Below are 15,468 nucleotides of genomic sequence, written 5' to 3' on the forward strand. Positions count from 1 at the left end.
ACACTAATTATTACCATGATATGAGCATTATGGCAGTTTCATAACCATATTTATTATATAACGCTGTTATGGGAAATTTTGTCAAATGGTGGACAGAAAAAAACCTGTTACCAGGGTAACAGGTTTAAGCAACAGTACCACGCCACATGGGATGGAAAATTATGTCCTAACGGAAGGAGTAGTTTGCTGGAGAATGAAAAATGGTAAAAGGCTGGCTTCATTTGTAGCGAGCGACTTCAACCGGGGGGTTAAGCGGCCTTAGCGAAAGTATTACCTTCGCCGCAGGAAGGCCGGTATGTCCAGGTCGTCAATATTAAAGGGCTTAATGTTCATATCAACATCACGGGCTGCCGCTGCCTCTTTCTGGGCTGCTGGCACGGCTTCAAAACCGGTAGCAATGACGGTAACGCGGATTTCATCCTTCAAGCTTTCATCAATGACGGCGCCAAAAATTATGTTCGCTTCCGGGTCGGCCGCCGCGGACACGATTTCAGCCGCCTCATTAACTTCCAGCAGGCCCAGGTTGGTGCCACCGGTAATGTTTAGCAGCACACCGCGGGCCCCTTCAATGGAGGTTTCCAGCAGTGGACTGGAAATGGCCATCCTGGCTGCTTCCGCGGCCCTTTTTTCGCCGGTAGCCCTGCCTATACCCATCAGGGCCGAACCTGCATCGGACATAATGGTCTTGACATCGGCAAAATCCAGGTTGATCAATCCAGGCACAGCAATCAGGTCGGAAATGCCCTGGACGCCCTGGCGCAAAACATCATCCGCAATGCGGAAGGCCTCTAGGATAGAGGTCTGCTTGTCGGCTACCTGCAGTAACCGGTCGTTGGGGATAATAATCAGGGTGTCAACCTTTGTCTTTAACTCGGCTATACCAGCTTCGGCCTGGCTGGCCCGTTTCCGGCCTTCAAAGCTAAAGGGACGGGTGACAACACCAACAGTCAGGGCCCCGGCCTCCTTGGCGATCTGGGCCACCACCGGCGCTGCACCGGTACCCGTACCGCCCCCCATGCCGGCAGTGACAAAAACCATATCGGCCCCCTGCAGGCGCTGGGCCAGCTCTTCCCGGCTTTCTTCCGCTGCCTTTTTACCAATTTCCGGATTAGCCCCCGCCCCCAGGCCTTTGGTCAACTTGGCCCCAATCTGGATCTTTTGTTCTGCCTGGCAAAGGCGCAGGGCCTGGGCATCCGTATTAACGCTGATAAATTCTACTCCCCGCAGGCCGGCAGCAATCATCCGGTTAACGGCGTTATTGCCGCCTCCACCTACTCCCACCACCTTAATGGCAGCAAATTGATTGAGATCGCCATCCTCAAATTCCAGCACCCGGAACTCCTCCTTTGACACGAAATCGCCCTGATGAGTTTCATGCTTTTATTTAAAAAAGTTCCCGCCACCAGTTTTTTAGCCGTGCCCAGAAGTTTTCCCAGATGGCTTCGCGGCCGGCGGCAGCCTGGGTATGAGCCAGGCGACCAGCGCCATAATTCACCAAGCCCACCGCGGTGGCATAAGCCGGAGAAGCCACCATATCGGCCAGCCCGCCGCTATTCTCAGGCCAGCCAAGGCGGACCGGCATGGCCAGGGCCTCGCCTGCCAGCTGGGTTATCCCCTCTAGTAATGCGCCGCCACCTGTCAAGACCACCCCTCCCGGTAAAAGGCCCTGGAAATGGGAGCCGTTAATCTCCCGGCGGACAAGGGTAAAAATCTCCTCTACCCGGGGCTCGATAATGGCCGCCAGCATCTTTTTGGGTACCCGCTTCTTCTCCTTGCCCCCTACCGCCGGCACCTCTATAAATTCATTTTCAGCTACCAGCTCCGCCAGGACACAACCATGTTCCTTTTTAATGGCCTCGGCCTGGGTGAGGGGGGTACGTAAACCTACCGCCAGATCACTGGTTATATGCTCGCTGCCTATGGGCAGGACGGCGGCAAACCACAGGCACCCCTGGGAGATCACGGCGATCTCCGTCGTGCCCCCGCCGATATCGACCACCACGGTACCCAGTTCCTTTTCTGCCTGCTGGAGTACCGCCTCGGCCGAAGCCAGGGGATTTAATACCAGTTCCTCAATTGCCAGGCCGGCCCGCTGCACGCTTTTCAGGGTATTCTGGACGGCGGCCCCGGCAGCGGTGACAATCTGAGTTTCCACTTCCAGGCGCGAACCACTCATGCCGATAGGGTCCATAATGCCGTCATAGCCATCGACAATATACTGGCGCGGCAGGACGTGGATGATCCGCCTGTCGGCCGGCAGGGGTATTACCCGGGCTGCCTGGAGGACCCGCTCCACATCCTCGGGCCCGACTTCACCGTCTTCGCCGGTAACGGCTACTACCCCGCGATTGTTAATGGAGCCGATATGGGGACCTGTCAGGCCAACAAAGGCCGAAGAAATACGGCAACCGCTCATGCGCTCGGCCTGTTCCACCGCTTTTTCAATGGCCCGGGCTGTATTTTCAATATCGACAATTATACCTTTACGCAGGCCTCCGGACGGTGTTTCCCCCAGGCCAATGATATTCAGGCGGCCCTGTAGCGTGACTTCCGCCACTACTGCAACCACCTTGGTGGTGCCTATATCGAGACCGACCACCACGTTATCCTTGGGCAAACTCTGGCACCTCCAGGCTCCCCGGCCTTCTTTAAGAAGGAGAATTCAACATAACTTTCGCTTTCCCTTTTTTTGCAAATAGATTTTCTTATCTTTTTAGCAGATGGCGCCGGATGATAGCAAGGTTCTGGAATAAACGCACGCCAAAGACCAGGACGGCCGCCAGATATAACTCAACCCCCAGCTGGTCACCTATATAGGCTAAAAAGGCTGCCAGCAAAGTATTGGAAAAAAAGCCCGTCAGGAAAATGGCATTATCAAAGTTTTCCTCCATGCTGGCCCTCAAGCCCCCAAAAACGGAATCCAGGGCCGCCAGGACGGCTACCGACATATACTTGCTATAGACAACCGGTATCTTTACGGGCAGCAGGAGGCCAATCAATACTCCTAAGATAAGGCCGATTAAGGGTATCCACATATTTTTCTTCATCCCTTCTTCCCCTGTTTTTCAGGCTGGTTAAATTTTACTACCGGCGGTCCCGCAAAGCTAACATCAATATAATCAATAGCCTCCCTGCCGGCAAGGCCCTGGAGGGCTTCATGCAACCTGTTTAGCTTTTCCGCCACCTGTTGCCCGTCGCCAAACTTCACCAGGATATTGCCCGCCCAGATTAGCTGGAGGTTAACAGGGGAAGAGGCTATTATTTCCTGGAGCTGGTTTAAATCTCCAGGGGGCACCTGCCGGACCACTGCCAGGGCAGCCTGCAGGCCGGCATGGTTAATCTCCCTGCCAGGACCGGTGTTCTCCAGCTTGCCCAGGCCGGAAATGAGGGGCAACTTTAAGTGGCCTATACGCGGTATCCTTTCCATGACCACACCACCCCCATCGACCAGTAAAAAACTCCCATCCTGCACCAGGATAGCCACCGGGGTCCTTTCCTCGATCTGAATGGCCAGGGTGCGGGGCCAGCGACGACTTACCCTGGCCTTAGCTACCAGGGGATGGGTGGCCAGGCGTTTGGCTATCGCGGCAGTATCCACCTGCCAGAGGTTAATGCCCCTGGCAACGCCAATTAAATTTTCTAGTTCAGCCGTTGGGATATGCTCGTTCCCGGTAATCTCTATGTTTTCCAGGCTAAAGAAACCAGAATGGATAAAATAAAATAAGGCCGCTACCGTTAACAAGAAAAACAATAATCGCCGCATCCGCTGCCGGCGCCGCCGGTAAACCCGGGGTGAATGGGCCTGGACAACCATCTACCCACCTCATTTACTGCCATTATACCAGAAAATGCAGGCCTGTCCAGTAATGGGAGGTGACATCTCACTTCTCACCTCTCATCTAGCCGCCGGATATCCGCTCCAAGGCTCCTGAGGCGGGCTTCCAGTTGTTCATAGCCCCGGTCCAGGTGGTAAACGCCTTCCACCCTGGTTTGCCCTTCGGCCATGAGACCGGCAATTACCAGGGCTGCCCCGGCCCGCAGGTCGGAAGCTTCCACTAAGCTGCCGCTTAAGCCCGGGACGCCATTGATGACTGCCACCCGCCCTTCAATTTTAATATCGGCTCCCAGGCGCCGTAATTCAGCGGCATGTTTGAAACGATTTTCAAAGATACTCTCCACCAGGACGCTGGTCCCCTCGGCCACCGTCATCAGGGCCATGAGCTGGGGCTGCATATCAGTGGGAAAACCCGGGTAAGGTAAAGTCTTGCAGTCGATGGCTTTTAAACGTGCCGGCCCCTGGAGGCGAATGCCGTCTCTTTTAACCGTAATTCTCGCACCCATCTCCGTTAACTTGGCCAGGACGGCCAGGAGGTGTTCCGCCTGGCAATCCTTTATAAAAACATCGCCACCGGTTCCGGCTGCTGCCGCCAGGAAGGTGCCGGCTTCAATCCGGTCCGGGATAATCTGATAGTCTGCCTGTTTAAGTTCCTTAACTCCTTCAATGCGGATGGTATCCTGGCCGGCGCCTTGAATCCGGGCTCCCAGGCTATTAAGGAAATTCTGCAGGTCGACGATTTCCGGCTCCCGGGCGGCATTGTGGAGGATGGTAACCCCCCCAGCCAGGACGGCGGCCATCATCAGGTTTTCCGTCGCCCCGACGCTGGGGAAGTCCAGGTAGATGGTAGTTCCCTGGAGGCCGGTCGTCCTGGCCTCAATATAGCCCTGTTTTTCCGTTACTTCGGCGCCCATGGCCGTAAAACCTTTCAGGTGCAGGTCCATGGGCCGGGAGCCGATGGCACAACCACCGGGATAGGGAACCCGGAAGTAGTGGTAGCGCCCCAGGAGGGGCCCCATGACCAGGTTGGAAGCCCTGAGTTGCCGCATCAATTCTCCCGGTACTTCGGGCAACGTTACCGTTGCCGGGCTCACATGCAGGGTAGTATTACTCCGTTCTATCTTTAATCCCAGGGAGCGAATGACAGCCGCCATCACGGTAACATCCTGCAGCCTGGGTACCCGCCTCAAAGTGCATTCGCCTGTTGCCAGGAGCATGGCCGCCATAATGGGTAAAGCCGCATTCTTGGCCCCGTTGACGGCCACCGACCCTTCCAGGCGTCGCCCCCCGTTGATGACCAGACACTCCAAGGCCTATCCCCCCAAAAATACGGCTCACGGCGGTTCGCCACCAGGGTAGCCATTCAAGTTATTGGCTATCACCCCAAATTTCCACTTCCAGTTCCAGGTTGATCCCGAAAGCCCTGGCTACTGCCTCCTGGATCCTGGCTATGAGTTCCAGGACATCGGCAGCCGTAGCCCGGCCCAGGTTTATGATAAAGTTAGCGTGTTTGGTCGACACTTGCGCCTGGCCGGCCTGCCACCCCTTGGCCCCCACCTCTTCAATCAGTTGACCCGCATAATAGCCCGCCGGGTTTTTAAAGACGCTGCCGGCATTGGGCCATTCCAGGGGCTGCCTGGCCTGCCGTCCCTCAAGATTTTTTCGCACCCTCTCCTGGATAACCAGGGGATCACTGGCAGTCATTGCTAAATCGACAGCCACAACCGTTCCCTCTTGGCGTAAGGAACTGTAGCGGTAGCTAAAGGTTATATCCCGGCGCTCCAGGTAATACCGGCTACCGTCAGGGGCAATTACCTCCACACCACGGACAATATCTCCCAGGCAACCCTCCGGGGTACCGGCATTCATCACCACAGCCCCGCCAATGGTAGCCGGGATGCCGGCAGCAAACTCCAGGCCCCCCAGGCCGGCTCGGCCGGCTACATCCAGCACCCTGGCAATAAAGGCGCCAGCGCAAGCCCTTATGACCCGGCCCTGGACCAGAACCTGGCGCCAGGCTTTGGTCTGGACCACCAGGCCGCGGACACCACCATCACCAACTAAAAGATTGGAGCCGTTACCCATAATATGCAGGGGTAAACCCTTTTGCCTCGCGAAACCCAGGCAAAAATCAATTTCTTCTCCGGTTGCGGGCCGGGCGAGCAAATCGGCCGGCCCGCCTATGCGCCAGGTCGTGTGGCGGGCCAGGGGTTCGTTGATCAATACTTCCCCCTGTAAACCCTGCTGTAGTTCTCGCGCCAGGGTCGCTAAATGCATCTGCCAGCGCCCACCTCAGATAAAGCCTGTTTCGCCGCCAGGAAGCGGGCCAGCTCAACCCCTACCTGCCAGACATCCCCTGCGCCCATGGTTAAAATCAGGTCCCCGGCAGTACAGGATTTTTTTAGAAAGGCCATAGTTTCTTCCAGGGTAGGCAGGTAATAGACTTGCGAGTGCCCGTTTCTTTTGATTTCTTCCAGGATGAGCCGGGAAGTTACTCCGTCCAGGGGCTCTTCCCCGGCCGCATAAATATCATTGATAATAACGACATCAGCCCGGTTAAAGGCACGACCGAATTCCCGGTAGAGGTGGTAGGTCCGGGTATAACGGTGGGGCTGGAAGACGGCCACTACCCTTCGCGCTCCCACCTGGCCAGCCGCCGCCAGGGTAGCCTCGATTTCCGTCGGGTGGTGGGCATAGTCATCAACCACCCGGGTAGCACCATCATCCCAGAGGACCTCAAAGCGCCGGCCTACACCCCGAAACGCCCCCAGGGCCGAGGCGATGACCGGAAAGGGTGTCTCCAGCTGGTGGGCTACCGCAATAGCCCCCAGGGCATTCAAAATATTATGACGCCCCGGTACCTTTAAAACTAGTTCTCCCAGGTACCGGTCACGGTAATATATGGCAGCACGTCCCCCCAGGCCACTCAAGGTTACTTCGCTGGCCCGGTAGTCGGGCTCACCACTAAAGCCATAAGTAATTACCGCTCGCCCGCTCCTAGTAGCAATCTCCGCCACCCGGGGATCTTCGGTACATAAAACGGCCTTGCCACCCGGCCGGACCTGGTCCAAAAATGCGGCAAAGGCGGCGACGATCCTTTCCAGGCTACCGTAGTGATCCAGGTGATCACTCTCAATATTGGTTACCAGGGCGATTTCCGGCTTTAACCATAAAAAAGAACCATCGCTTTCATCGGCCTCGGCTACAAAATAAGGTCCCCTCCCCGGCAGGGTATTGCTGTCAAATTCGCGGACATAACCGCCAATGACGGCTGCCGGGTCCAGGCCGGCTTCCTTCAGGGCCAGGGCTACCAGGGCTGAAGTCGTGGTTTTACCGTGGGCACCGGCCACAGCAATACCCCGCCGGGCGTTAAATAACCGGGCCAGCAGTTCCCCGCGCTTGATAACGGGTAAACCCCGGTGGCGAGCGGCAATAACTTCCGGATTGTCAGGCGGCACTGCCGAGGAAATAACAACCTCCTGTACCCCGGGAGCTATATTCCCTGCTTCATGGCGATGGTAGATTACAGCACCCTGCGCTGCCAGTTGCCGGGTAAATTGATTTTCCTTGGGGTCCGAGCCTGATACCCGGTAACCCTGGACCAGCAACAGCTGGGCCAGGCCGCTCATACCCACCCCGCCAATGCCGACGAAGTGGGTCCAACCCCCTGCTCCCAAATCTTTCATCTCCTTCCCGCGGAGCTACTCCCGCCCTGGCTGCTACATCTGCATCATATGCATAGCCTGCATAACAGGTGCCTGGGCAGAGCTGTCCTCCCTTGCTCGCCATCCGTGAGGCCGGCTTCTTTCTGGCATGGGAGAATAACAAGTCAGGCGGGGCATGAGCTTGTCCTGGGTTGAATTTAACGTTTAGATCTTTCCAGCTCAGCTAAAATTACCTCTACGATGGCCTCCAGGGCATTGGGCCGGCCCAGTCTCACCGCTGCTGCCGCCATGGCCTGCAGGCGCCCGCGATCAGCCAGGAGATGGTTGATGGCCTGGTGGAGACGTCCTCCTTTAAGTTCCCGGTCCAGGATAAGGATGGCCGCCCCCTTCCTGGCCACAGCGCGGGCGTTATACTCCTGGTGGTTGGCGGCAGCGTGGGGGTAAGGGATCAAGATGGAAGGCAAGCCCCTGGCCAGGACCTCTGCCAAAAAAGAAGCCCCTGCCCGTCCGATTACCAGGTCGGCTGCCGCCAGGGCATGCTCCAGATCATAAATATAGGGTTTAATGGTAATATTGCCATATTTGTCCAGGTCTATTCCCCGTTCCCGGACCTGCTGCAGGTAAACTTCGTAGTCACGGCGCCCTGTTACCTGAAGTATACTCACGTCAGGCCGCCCGGCCAATTCTTTCAATACCGGCAACATGGCTTGATTAATGCTTTTGGCCCCCTGGCTGCCGCCGACAACCACTATGAATAACTGGTTTTCCCGGAGGCCCAGTTGCTGGCGGCTAACGCTACGGTCGGCCCAGAGAATTTCCGGTCGTACCGGTAAACCGGTGGTTACCAGGAGGGCGCGGCGGGGGAAACGGCCGGCCGCCTCGGGGAAGGTCAGGCAAACGGCCCGGGCCATGGTAGCCAGCAGGCGGTTGGTCAGGCCGGGAAAGGCATTCTGTTCATGGAGAACCACCGGTATGCCCTGCAGGGCCGCGGCCAGGCACACCGGGCCGCTGACGTAGCCGCCGGTACCTACAACCAGCTCAGGCCGGAAGCGCCGCACCTGGAACCAGGCTTCCCCCAGGCCCCGGGCTATTTTCGCCAGGGCAGGGACGTTTTTCCAGATCCGGCGCCGCTCCAGTCCCTGGACGGTAATGGTTGCGAAAGGCAGGCCGGCCCTGGGGACAACATCGGCTTCCAGCCCCCTGGCTGTACCAATATACAATAATTCTGCCTCCGGCCGGACCTGCTGCAGGCCCCGGGCAATGGCCAGGGCCGGGTAGACGTGACCCCCGGTACCCCCGCCGGTAATAATAATGCGCAAAGTCAGGTCACCTCTAATCCAGCACTGGCGCACGCGTCAGTGCTGGGCATAGCGGGATATATTGAGCAAGATGCCGATACCCAGCAAGGAAAATATCAGGGAAGAGCCGCCGTAGCTTACCAGGGGCAGGGTGATGCCCGTTACCGGCAGCATGCCGGTGACCACCCCCATATTGATCAGGGCCTGGAGGGCCAGCATAATGGTCAGGCCGGCGGCCAGGAGGCTGCCAAAGGCGTCGGGAGCTTTAAAGGCCGTATGGAAACCCCGCCAGACCAGGATTAAAAAGAGGATTACCACCAGGGCGGCGCCGATAAACCCCAGCTCTTCGCTGATAATGGCGAAGATAAAGTCTGTATGGTTTTCCGGGAGGTAATACAGCTTCTGCCGTCCCTCACCAAGGCCGGTACCAAAGAGACCGCCGGAGCCAATGGCCAGCAGGGATTGGATAGTCTGCCAACCGTACATGCGGGGGTCGGCCCAGGGGTCCAGAAAAGCTGTAAAGCGGGCCATGCGGTAGGGGGCAATGACAATAGCTAGAGCCACCGCCGCCACACCCAGGACGGCCAGCAGGGCCAGGTAACGTTTATCTGCCCCGGCTACCGTGAGCATGAGGTAGGTAGTCCCGGCTACGGCCACAGCCGTGCCAAGGTCGGGCTGGGCCAGGATTAAGAGACAAACCAGGGCCATCAGGGCAAGATAGGGGCCTATCCCCTGCACCAGGTAATGAAGGTGCTGGCGGTTCTGGGCCAGGCTGGCTGCCAGGAAGATGACCATGGCCAGTTTAATGGTTTCCGAAGGCTGGAAACTTAAGGATCCTACTCCCAACCAGCGAGTCGAACCCCGGGAAGCGGTGCCGATAATTAAGACCAGCACCAGGAGGATAATGGCCAGCCCCAGAAAAGGCGTTGCCAGGCGGCGTAAATGGGTGTAGTCGAATTGCATGGTAAAAAAAAGGCCGCTCAAGCCTATGGCCGCCCAGGCCAGCTGGCGTTTTAAAAAGTAGAAGGCATCGCCGTAGTTGTAGGAAGAAGTAAGGGCGCTGGCGCTGAAAACCATGATAATCCCTATCCCGAGCAGGAGCACAACCGGCAGTAAGATCCAGAAATCAATGGGCCCTGCCCTGCGGCGCATGATGGTTACCTCCTCCATCGCTGTTTTCCGCCAGTTCCCGTACTATACTTTTAAACAGGTCGCCCCGTTCTTCATAGTTATTAAACATATCCCAGCTGGCGCAGGCCGGCGAGAGCATGACGATGTCCCCCGGAGAGGCTTGCCGGGCTGCCTCCAGGACGGCATCTTTAAAACCGGAGGCCCGGTAAATATGCTTAATCCCTGCCCCCCTGGCTGCCTGCTCCAGGTCCGGAGCCGCTTCGCCCACCAGGACCAGGTACTTGACCCGGCCGGCCATTCTCTGGGCCAGCGGGGTAAAGTCACTACCCTTGTTTCTCCCCCCGGCAATAAGGACTATAGGGTTGGGATAGGCCTCCAGGGCCTTCATGGTAGCCTCGGGGTTGGTTCCTTTGGAATCGTTTATATAGAGGACGCCGCCCACCTTGGCTACCCGTTCCAGGCGGTGGGGAACGCCGGGGAAGGTTTTTAGAGTGGCCATTAACTGTTCCGGCTTTACCCCTAGAGCCAGGGCAACCAGGGATGCTGCCAGGCAGTTTTCGAGATTATGGTTGCCTTTTAAAGAAAGCTCTTCCCGGTGGCATAGCTTGACTTCCCCGCTGCCAAGATTGGCGTAAATTACACCGTCTTTGAGAAAGGCTCCCCGCTCCGGCCGCTGCCGGCGGCTGAAAAATAACACCTGCGCTTTTGAGTTGTTAGCCAGTTCCCTGATCAGGGGGTCATCGTAATTTAAAACGGCAAAATCTCCCGGCTCCTGGAAGGCCATGATGCGAGCTTTGGCGGCTATGTAGCTGGCCAGATCCCCATGGCGGTCCATGTGGTCCGGGGTAATATTCAAAATCACCGCTACCCGCGGGCGGAAAGAGGTTACGGCCTCCAGCTGGAAACTGCTAACCTCGCAGACGACATAGCCCCCCGGGATTACCTCCCTTACTTCCTTTACCAGGGGAATGCCGATATTGCCCCCCACTACCGCCGGCAGGCCGGCATCCTGGAGGATCTGGCCGCACAGGGCCGTAGTAGTTGTCTTGCCGTTGGTCCCGGTAACGGCCGCTATCTTTACCCCCGGCGGCAGCAGGCGATAGGCCAGCTCCAGTTCACTCCAGATGGGAATCCCCAGTTGCCGCGCCTCGGCCAGGGGCGGTTCCCAGGAGGGCACGCCAGGACTAGTTACCACCAGGTAGGGTTGCAGCAAAGCTACCTCCGGGTAGCGGCCTAAGATAAGCTCCACCCCGGCCCGGTTTAAAGCATCTAATTCTTCCCCGTCCAGCAATTTGTGGTCACAGGCAGTAACCCTGGCGCCCAGCCGGGCCAGTTCGGCTGCTGCTGCCCGGCCGCTTTTTCCCAGGCCTACTACCAGTACTTTTTTACCCTGCCAGGACATTTTTCTACCTTCTTCCTGTCCACTTTTAAATAGTTAAAACATAAAGTCCGGCTATAGCCAGCACTATGGCCAGGGCCCAGAAGAAGATCACCACTCTAGTTTCCGGCCAGCCGGCCAGTTCAAAGTGATGGTGCAGGGGGCTCATGCGAAAGAGGCGCCGGCCGGTAAGGCGAAAGGACGCTACCTGCAGGATCACTGAAAGGGCTTCGATAACGTAAACCCCACCCAGGACCGGCAATACCAGTTCCGTCCGGGTCATGATGGCCAGGAAGCCGATGGCCGCCCCCAGGGCCAGGGAACCGGTATCACCCATAAAAACCTTCGCTGGATGAAAATTATACGCTAAAAAACCCAGACATCCTCCCGCCAGGGCAGCAGCAAATATTACCAGCTCCCGCTCTCCGCCGGCCAGGGCTATTAGACCGTAGGCCAAGGCCACCCAGAGGGTAATGCCCGCCGCCAGGCCGTCCAGCCCGTCCGTCAGGTTAACCGCGTTAGTTGTAGCCACCAGGAGCAGGGCCGCCAGCAGCGGGTATGACCAGCCCAGGTCCAGGGTTAAGCCGGTTAAGGGTACCTGGAGGGCGCTGCCCCGGCCCAGCCAGAGCATGGCCACCACCCCGCCCACCAGGCCCAAAAGCACCTGGCCGCCCAGCTTCTGGCGGGCGTAAAGGCCTAAAGGGCGGTGAAAAACTACCTTCAAACCATCGTCAGCAAGGCCAATCAAAGCATATCCCCAGGTCAGGATAAGGGCCGATAACATTAACGGTGAAGGCGGGGCCATTACCAGGGAAGCCATGGTCAAGCTGGTTAAAAATAAAATGCCGCCCATGGTCGGGGTACCGGTCTTGGTCATGTGGCGGCGGGGACCGTCATTGCGGATTGTCTGCCCGGCCTTCAACCGCCTTAAGATAGCAATCACTGCTGGCCCCAGGATAATGGTAATCGCCGCTGCCAGGCCCAGGGTTTTTAAAGCCTCAGCCATTGACCTCCACCTCCCAGGCGGCCAGGACCTGCTCCATGCCCGCCAGGCGAGAGCCTTTAAAAAGGACGACATCCCCGGCCCCCAGGTCCCGCAGGTGTCCTGCTGCTTCCCGGTGACTGGCGCAACTGAAAACCTGTCCCGGCGGCATGCCGGCGGCTATTGCCCCGGCAGCTATTTCCCGGGCCAGTTCCCCCACGGTAACCAGGCGGAAAAGACCCGTGCCAGCGGCAAACCTGCCTATCTCACGGTGGAGGGCCGGCGCCGCGGGTCCCAGTTCGCGCATATCCCCCAGGACGGCCACCTTGCGGCCCGGCATAGTGGCCAGGACCTGGAGGGCGGCCTGCATGGACTCAGGGTTGGCGTTGTAGGCATCGTTAAAAACCAGGCAACCTCCCGGGCCCGTCCGCAACTCCTGGCGTAAGTTCTCAGCCGGCCAGTTTTTCAACCCGGCGGTCATGGTGCCCGGAGCCAGGCTTAAGATGTAGCCGGTGGCCAGGGCCGCCAGGGTATCATAAACATTATGCAGGCCCGGCACCGGTATTTGCAGCCGGATCTCAGCGCCCGGAAAAACGGCGGTGAAGATCGTGCCCTGCGCTCCCAGGACGGTAATGTCCCGGGCCATGACATCCGCCTCGCTCTTGATACCGTAAAAGATTACCCGGCAGCGGCAGGTAGCTGCCAGCTTGCGGCACCATTCGTCGTCGCCGTTTAAAATGGCCACCCCTCCAGGGGACAGGGCGGCCAGGAGTTCCCCCTTAGCCGCAGCGATATTTGCCACTGAACCCAGGCGTTCCAGGTGGGCCGTACCGATATTGGTTATGATGCCCATGGTAGGCCGGGCGATGGCACAAAGGGCAGCTATCTCTCCTGGCCCCCGCATGGCCATCTCTACCACGGCGGCCTCGTGTTCAGGTGAAAGGCTCAAAAGGGTCAGGGGCAGGCCAATCTCGTTGTTAAAATTGCCCGGGGTCTTTAAAACCTTCATACCCGTACTTAACACGGCGGCCACCAGATTTTTGGTCGTGGTCTTGCCGCTGGAGCCGGTTACGGCGATGAGGGGACCGGTAAAATTTTTCTGCCGGTGGTAAGCGGCCAGCCGTTGCAGGGCCTGGAGGGTGTCATCCACCTGGATCAGGGCCTGTGCCGGCTGCCGGCCGGCCACTATTTCCGGGGGGAAATGTTCACCTATGGCTGCCGCCGCGCCACCAGCCAGGGCCATCCCTATAAAGTCATGGCCGTCAAAGCGCTCCCCTTTAAGGGCGATAAAAAGCATCCCCGGCTTGATGGAGCGGCTATCGGTGCTGACCCCCCTGACCGGGGTTGTCCCTTCCCCGCCAACCAGCCGGCCTTGAACGGCGGTACATATTTCCCCGGCCATGGCCACTAACACGAAGATCCCTCCCCGGTATAACCCAGTGCTGCCAGTTCTTCCCTGGCCACCTGGCGGTCATCAAAGGGCAGTGTCCGGCCTTTGACGATCTGGTAGGTCTCATGCCCCTTACCAGCAATAACCACCATATCCCCCGGCCGGGCCTGGGCCAGGGCCGCGGCAATGGCCCGGCGCCGGTCCACCACCACCTGGTAGCGGGCGCCAGGTACTTCTTCTACCCCGGGAAGAATATCAGTAATTATGGCCTCCGGATCTTCATCGCGCGGGTTATCAGAAGTAATAATACAGTAATCGCTTAACCGGGCGGCTGCTTTGCCCATCTGGGGCCGCTTGCCCCTGTCCCGGTTACCGCCGCAACCGAAAACAACAATCAGGTTCCCCGTTGTTACCTGCCGGGCCGCCTGGAGGACATTCTCCAGGCCGTCGGGGGTATGGGCATAATCGACGACCACAGTGAAAGGCTGGCCCTGGCGCACCTGCTCCAGGCGGCCGGGCACACCCTTGACTTCTCCTAAAGTTTTCACAATCGCCACGGGGTCAAGGCCTTCCCGCCAGGCTACGGTAAAGGCCGCCAGGGCATTATAAATATTAAAGCGACCGGTGAGTTTGAGGTTGAGTTCCACTTCTCCTCCCGGCCAGGTCACCCGGCAGGTAGCGCCGCCCGCCGTCAAATTTATATCCCGGGCCCGGACCTGGCATTCAGGACTGCAGCCATAAGTAACTACCGGTACCGGGGTCAAGGTTATTAAGCGGGCGCTATAGGGGTCATCGCCGTTGATAACAGCGTATTTGGGTCCTCCTTTAACGCCCTTGCCCAGGGCCTGGAAGAGCCTGGCTTTGACTTTAAAGTAGTCCTCCATGTCCCGGTGGAAGTCCAGGTGATCCTGGGTCAAATTGGTAAAGACGGCGACGTCAAACTCGGCCCCTTCCACCCGGTGCAGGGCCAGGGCATGGGAGGATACTTCCATGACTACCCCTTGAGCCCCGAGGTTAACCAGCTGGTGCAGGAGGGCCTGCAAGTCCAGGGCTTCTGGTGTGGTGTGTGCGGTCGGTAAGACCTTATCGCCTAAGCGGTTGCCAATGGTGCCCAGCAAACCGGTAGGCCGGCCGGCGCCCTCCAGTACAGCCTGGATGAGGTGGGTGGTCGTAGTCTTGCCGTTGGTGCCGGTTACCCCGATGAGACGCAACCGGTGGCTGGGATAACCGTAAAAACGGGCCGCGAGCATTCCTAAGGCCCGGCGGCTGTCGCCTACCCGTACCCAGGCCACCCCGGGTGGCAGGGGGACTTCCTCCTCCAGGACGACGGCTACCGCGCCTCTAGCCAGGGCGTCGTTAATATATAAGTGGCCGTCAGTCTTAAAGCCTTTGATGGCAACAAAAAGAAAACCAGGCTGCACCTGCCGGGAATCATAATGGAGACCGGCCAGGTAAACCTGCTGGTCGCCGCCGCGGTCTATAACGTCTATCGCAGCTACTAATTCCTCCAGGGTCACGGCAAAATGTTCCTCCTCGGAAAAAAGGTTCTGTCAGAAATGGTGCCTTGTGGGGGGATATGTCCCTCCGCCGCTCAGGAGTTACGCGCCGACAGGACGACGGCTCGGTTCGGACCGCTGCTCGTCGCCTGTGGATTGCCCATGAACAGGCTCCTGGTTCCGCCAACTTTACTCCTTCTATAAGATTACGTTGTTCCCTCACAAAGGTACGCTCAGGCTCCTCGGGGCGCCGGCAGCGGTTGCCTCACCTCGCCTGTCCTTTTGACCTTTGC

General features: G+C 58.2%; 13 protein-coding genes. All 13 read right to left on the reverse strand.

The genetic code is table 11. The features are described from left to right. Positions 1-270 precede the first annotated feature (270 nt). Positions 271-1,332 carry a cell division protein FtsZ gene (gene ftsZ, locus MOST_RS09680; protein ID WP_054938357.1) on the reverse strand — a complete coding sequence of 354 codons (1,062 nt, stop codon included), beginning with the start codon at positions 1,330-1,332 and terminating at the stop codon, positions 271-273. A 52-nt stretch (positions 1,333-1,384) separates the two neighbouring features. Then, positions 1,385-2,617, reverse strand: coding sequence for a cell division protein FtsA (gene ftsA / locus MOST_RS09685; RefSeq protein WP_054938358.1), 1,233 nt, complete (start codon positions 2,615-2,617; stop codon positions 1,385-1,387). An 88-nt stretch (positions 2,618-2,705) separates the two neighbouring features. Beyond that, on the reverse strand, positions 2,706-3,035 hold the full coding sequence (locus MOST_RS09690; RefSeq protein ID WP_054938420.1) for a small basic family protein: 330 nt from the start codon (positions 3,033-3,035) through the stop codon (positions 2,706-2,708). 8 nt (positions 3,036-3,043) lie between these two features. Further along, positions 3,044-3,814 (reverse strand): cell division protein FtsQ/DivIB, encoded by a 771-nt coding sequence (locus MOST_RS09695; protein WP_054938359.1) that lies wholly within the window; start codon positions 3,812-3,814, stop codon positions 3,044-3,046. A gap of 74 nt (positions 3,815-3,888) precedes the next feature. After that, positions 3,889-5,145, reverse strand: coding sequence for a UDP-N-acetylglucosamine 1-carboxyvinyltransferase (gene murA, locus MOST_RS09700; RefSeq protein ID WP_054938360.1), 1,257 nt, complete (start codon positions 5,143-5,145; stop codon positions 3,889-3,891). A gap of 58 nt (positions 5,146-5,203) precedes the next feature. Continuing rightward, positions 5,204-6,112 carry a UDP-N-acetylmuramate dehydrogenase gene (gene murB, locus MOST_RS09705; RefSeq protein WP_054938361.1) on the reverse strand — a complete coding sequence of 303 codons (909 nt, stop codon included), beginning with the start codon at positions 6,110-6,112 and terminating at the stop codon, positions 5,204-5,206. Then, a complete protein-coding gene (murC, locus tag MOST_RS09710) occupies positions 6,103-7,521 on the reverse strand; it encodes a UDP-N-acetylmuramate--L-alanine ligase (protein ID WP_054938362.1) in 1,419 nt (472 codons plus the stop codon). Before murC ends, murB begins: the two co-directional genes overlap by 10 nt. 176 nt (positions 7,522-7,697) lie before the next feature. Continuing rightward, a complete protein-coding gene (gene murG / locus MOST_RS09715; protein ID WP_054938363.1) occupies positions 7,698-8,819 on the reverse strand; it encodes an undecaprenyldiphospho-muramoylpentapeptide beta-N-acetylglucosaminyltransferase in 1,122 nt (373 codons plus the stop codon). A 36-nt stretch (positions 8,820-8,855) separates the two neighbouring features. After that, positions 8,856-9,950: a putative lipid II flippase FtsW gene (gene ftsW / locus MOST_RS09720; RefSeq protein ID WP_054938364.1), complete on the reverse strand. Its 1,095-nt coding sequence runs from the start codon at positions 9,948-9,950 to the stop codon at positions 8,856-8,858. Continuing rightward, on the reverse strand, positions 9,925-11,331 hold the full coding sequence (murD, locus tag MOST_RS09725; protein ID WP_054938365.1) for a UDP-N-acetylmuramoyl-L-alanine--D-glutamate ligase: 1,407 nt from the start codon (positions 11,329-11,331) through the stop codon (positions 9,925-9,927). The genes ftsW and murD overlap by 26 nt, the downstream gene beginning before the upstream one ends. 25 nt (positions 11,332-11,356) lie before the next feature. Further along, positions 11,357-12,313: a phospho-N-acetylmuramoyl-pentapeptide-transferase gene (mraY, locus tag MOST_RS09730; protein ID WP_054938366.1), complete on the reverse strand. Its 957-nt coding sequence runs from the start codon at positions 12,311-12,313 to the stop codon at positions 11,357-11,359. Next, entirely contained in the window at positions 12,306-13,703 is a 1,398-nt protein-coding gene (locus MOST_RS09735) for a UDP-N-acetylmuramoyl-tripeptide--D-alanyl-D-alanine ligase (protein ID WP_208974893.1), read from the reverse strand. Before MOST_RS09735 ends, mraY begins: the two co-directional genes overlap by 8 nt. Beyond that, entirely contained in the window at positions 13,697-15,196 is a 1,500-nt protein-coding gene (locus tag MOST_RS09740) for a UDP-N-acetylmuramoyl-L-alanyl-D-glutamate--2,6-diaminopimelate ligase (protein WP_054938367.1), read from the reverse strand. The genes MOST_RS09735 and MOST_RS09740 overlap by 7 nt, the downstream gene beginning before the upstream one ends. Between the last annotated feature and the right edge of the window lie 272 nt (positions 15,197-15,468).

This window comes from Neomoorella stamsii, from assembly GCF_002995805.1.
Classification (GTDB): domain Bacteria; phylum Bacillota; class DSM-521; order Neomoorellales; family Neomoorellaceae; genus Neomoorella; species Neomoorella stamsii.

Bases quoted from the DNA above. Each gene is read 5' to 3' on its own strand.
- murD (WP_054938365.1), bottom strand. From the start codon at position 11,331: ATGTCCTGGCAGGGTAAAAAAGTACTGGTAGTAGGCCTGGGAAAAAGC.
- mraY (WP_054938366.1), bottom strand. From the start codon at position 12,313: ATGGCTGAGGCTTTAAAAACCCTGGGCCTGGCAGCGGCGATTACCATT.
- MOST_RS09690 (WP_054938420.1), bottom strand. From the start codon at position 3,035: ATGTGGATACCCTTAATCGGCCTTATCTTAGGAGTATTGATTGGCCTC.
- ftsW (WP_054938364.1), bottom strand. From the start codon at position 9,950: ATGCGCCGCAGGGCAGGGCCCATTGATTTCTGGATCTTACTGCCGGTT.
- murC (WP_054938362.1), bottom strand. From the start codon at position 7,521: ATGAAAGATTTGGGAGCAGGGGGTTGGACCCACTTCGTCGGCATTGGC.
- MOST_RS09695 (WP_054938359.1), bottom strand. From the start codon at position 3,814: ATGGTTGTCCAGGCCCATTCACCCCGGGTTTACCGGCGGCGCCGGCAG.
- murB (WP_054938361.1), bottom strand. From the start codon at position 6,112: ATGCATTTAGCGACCCTGGCGCGAGAACTACAGCAGGGTTTACAGGGG.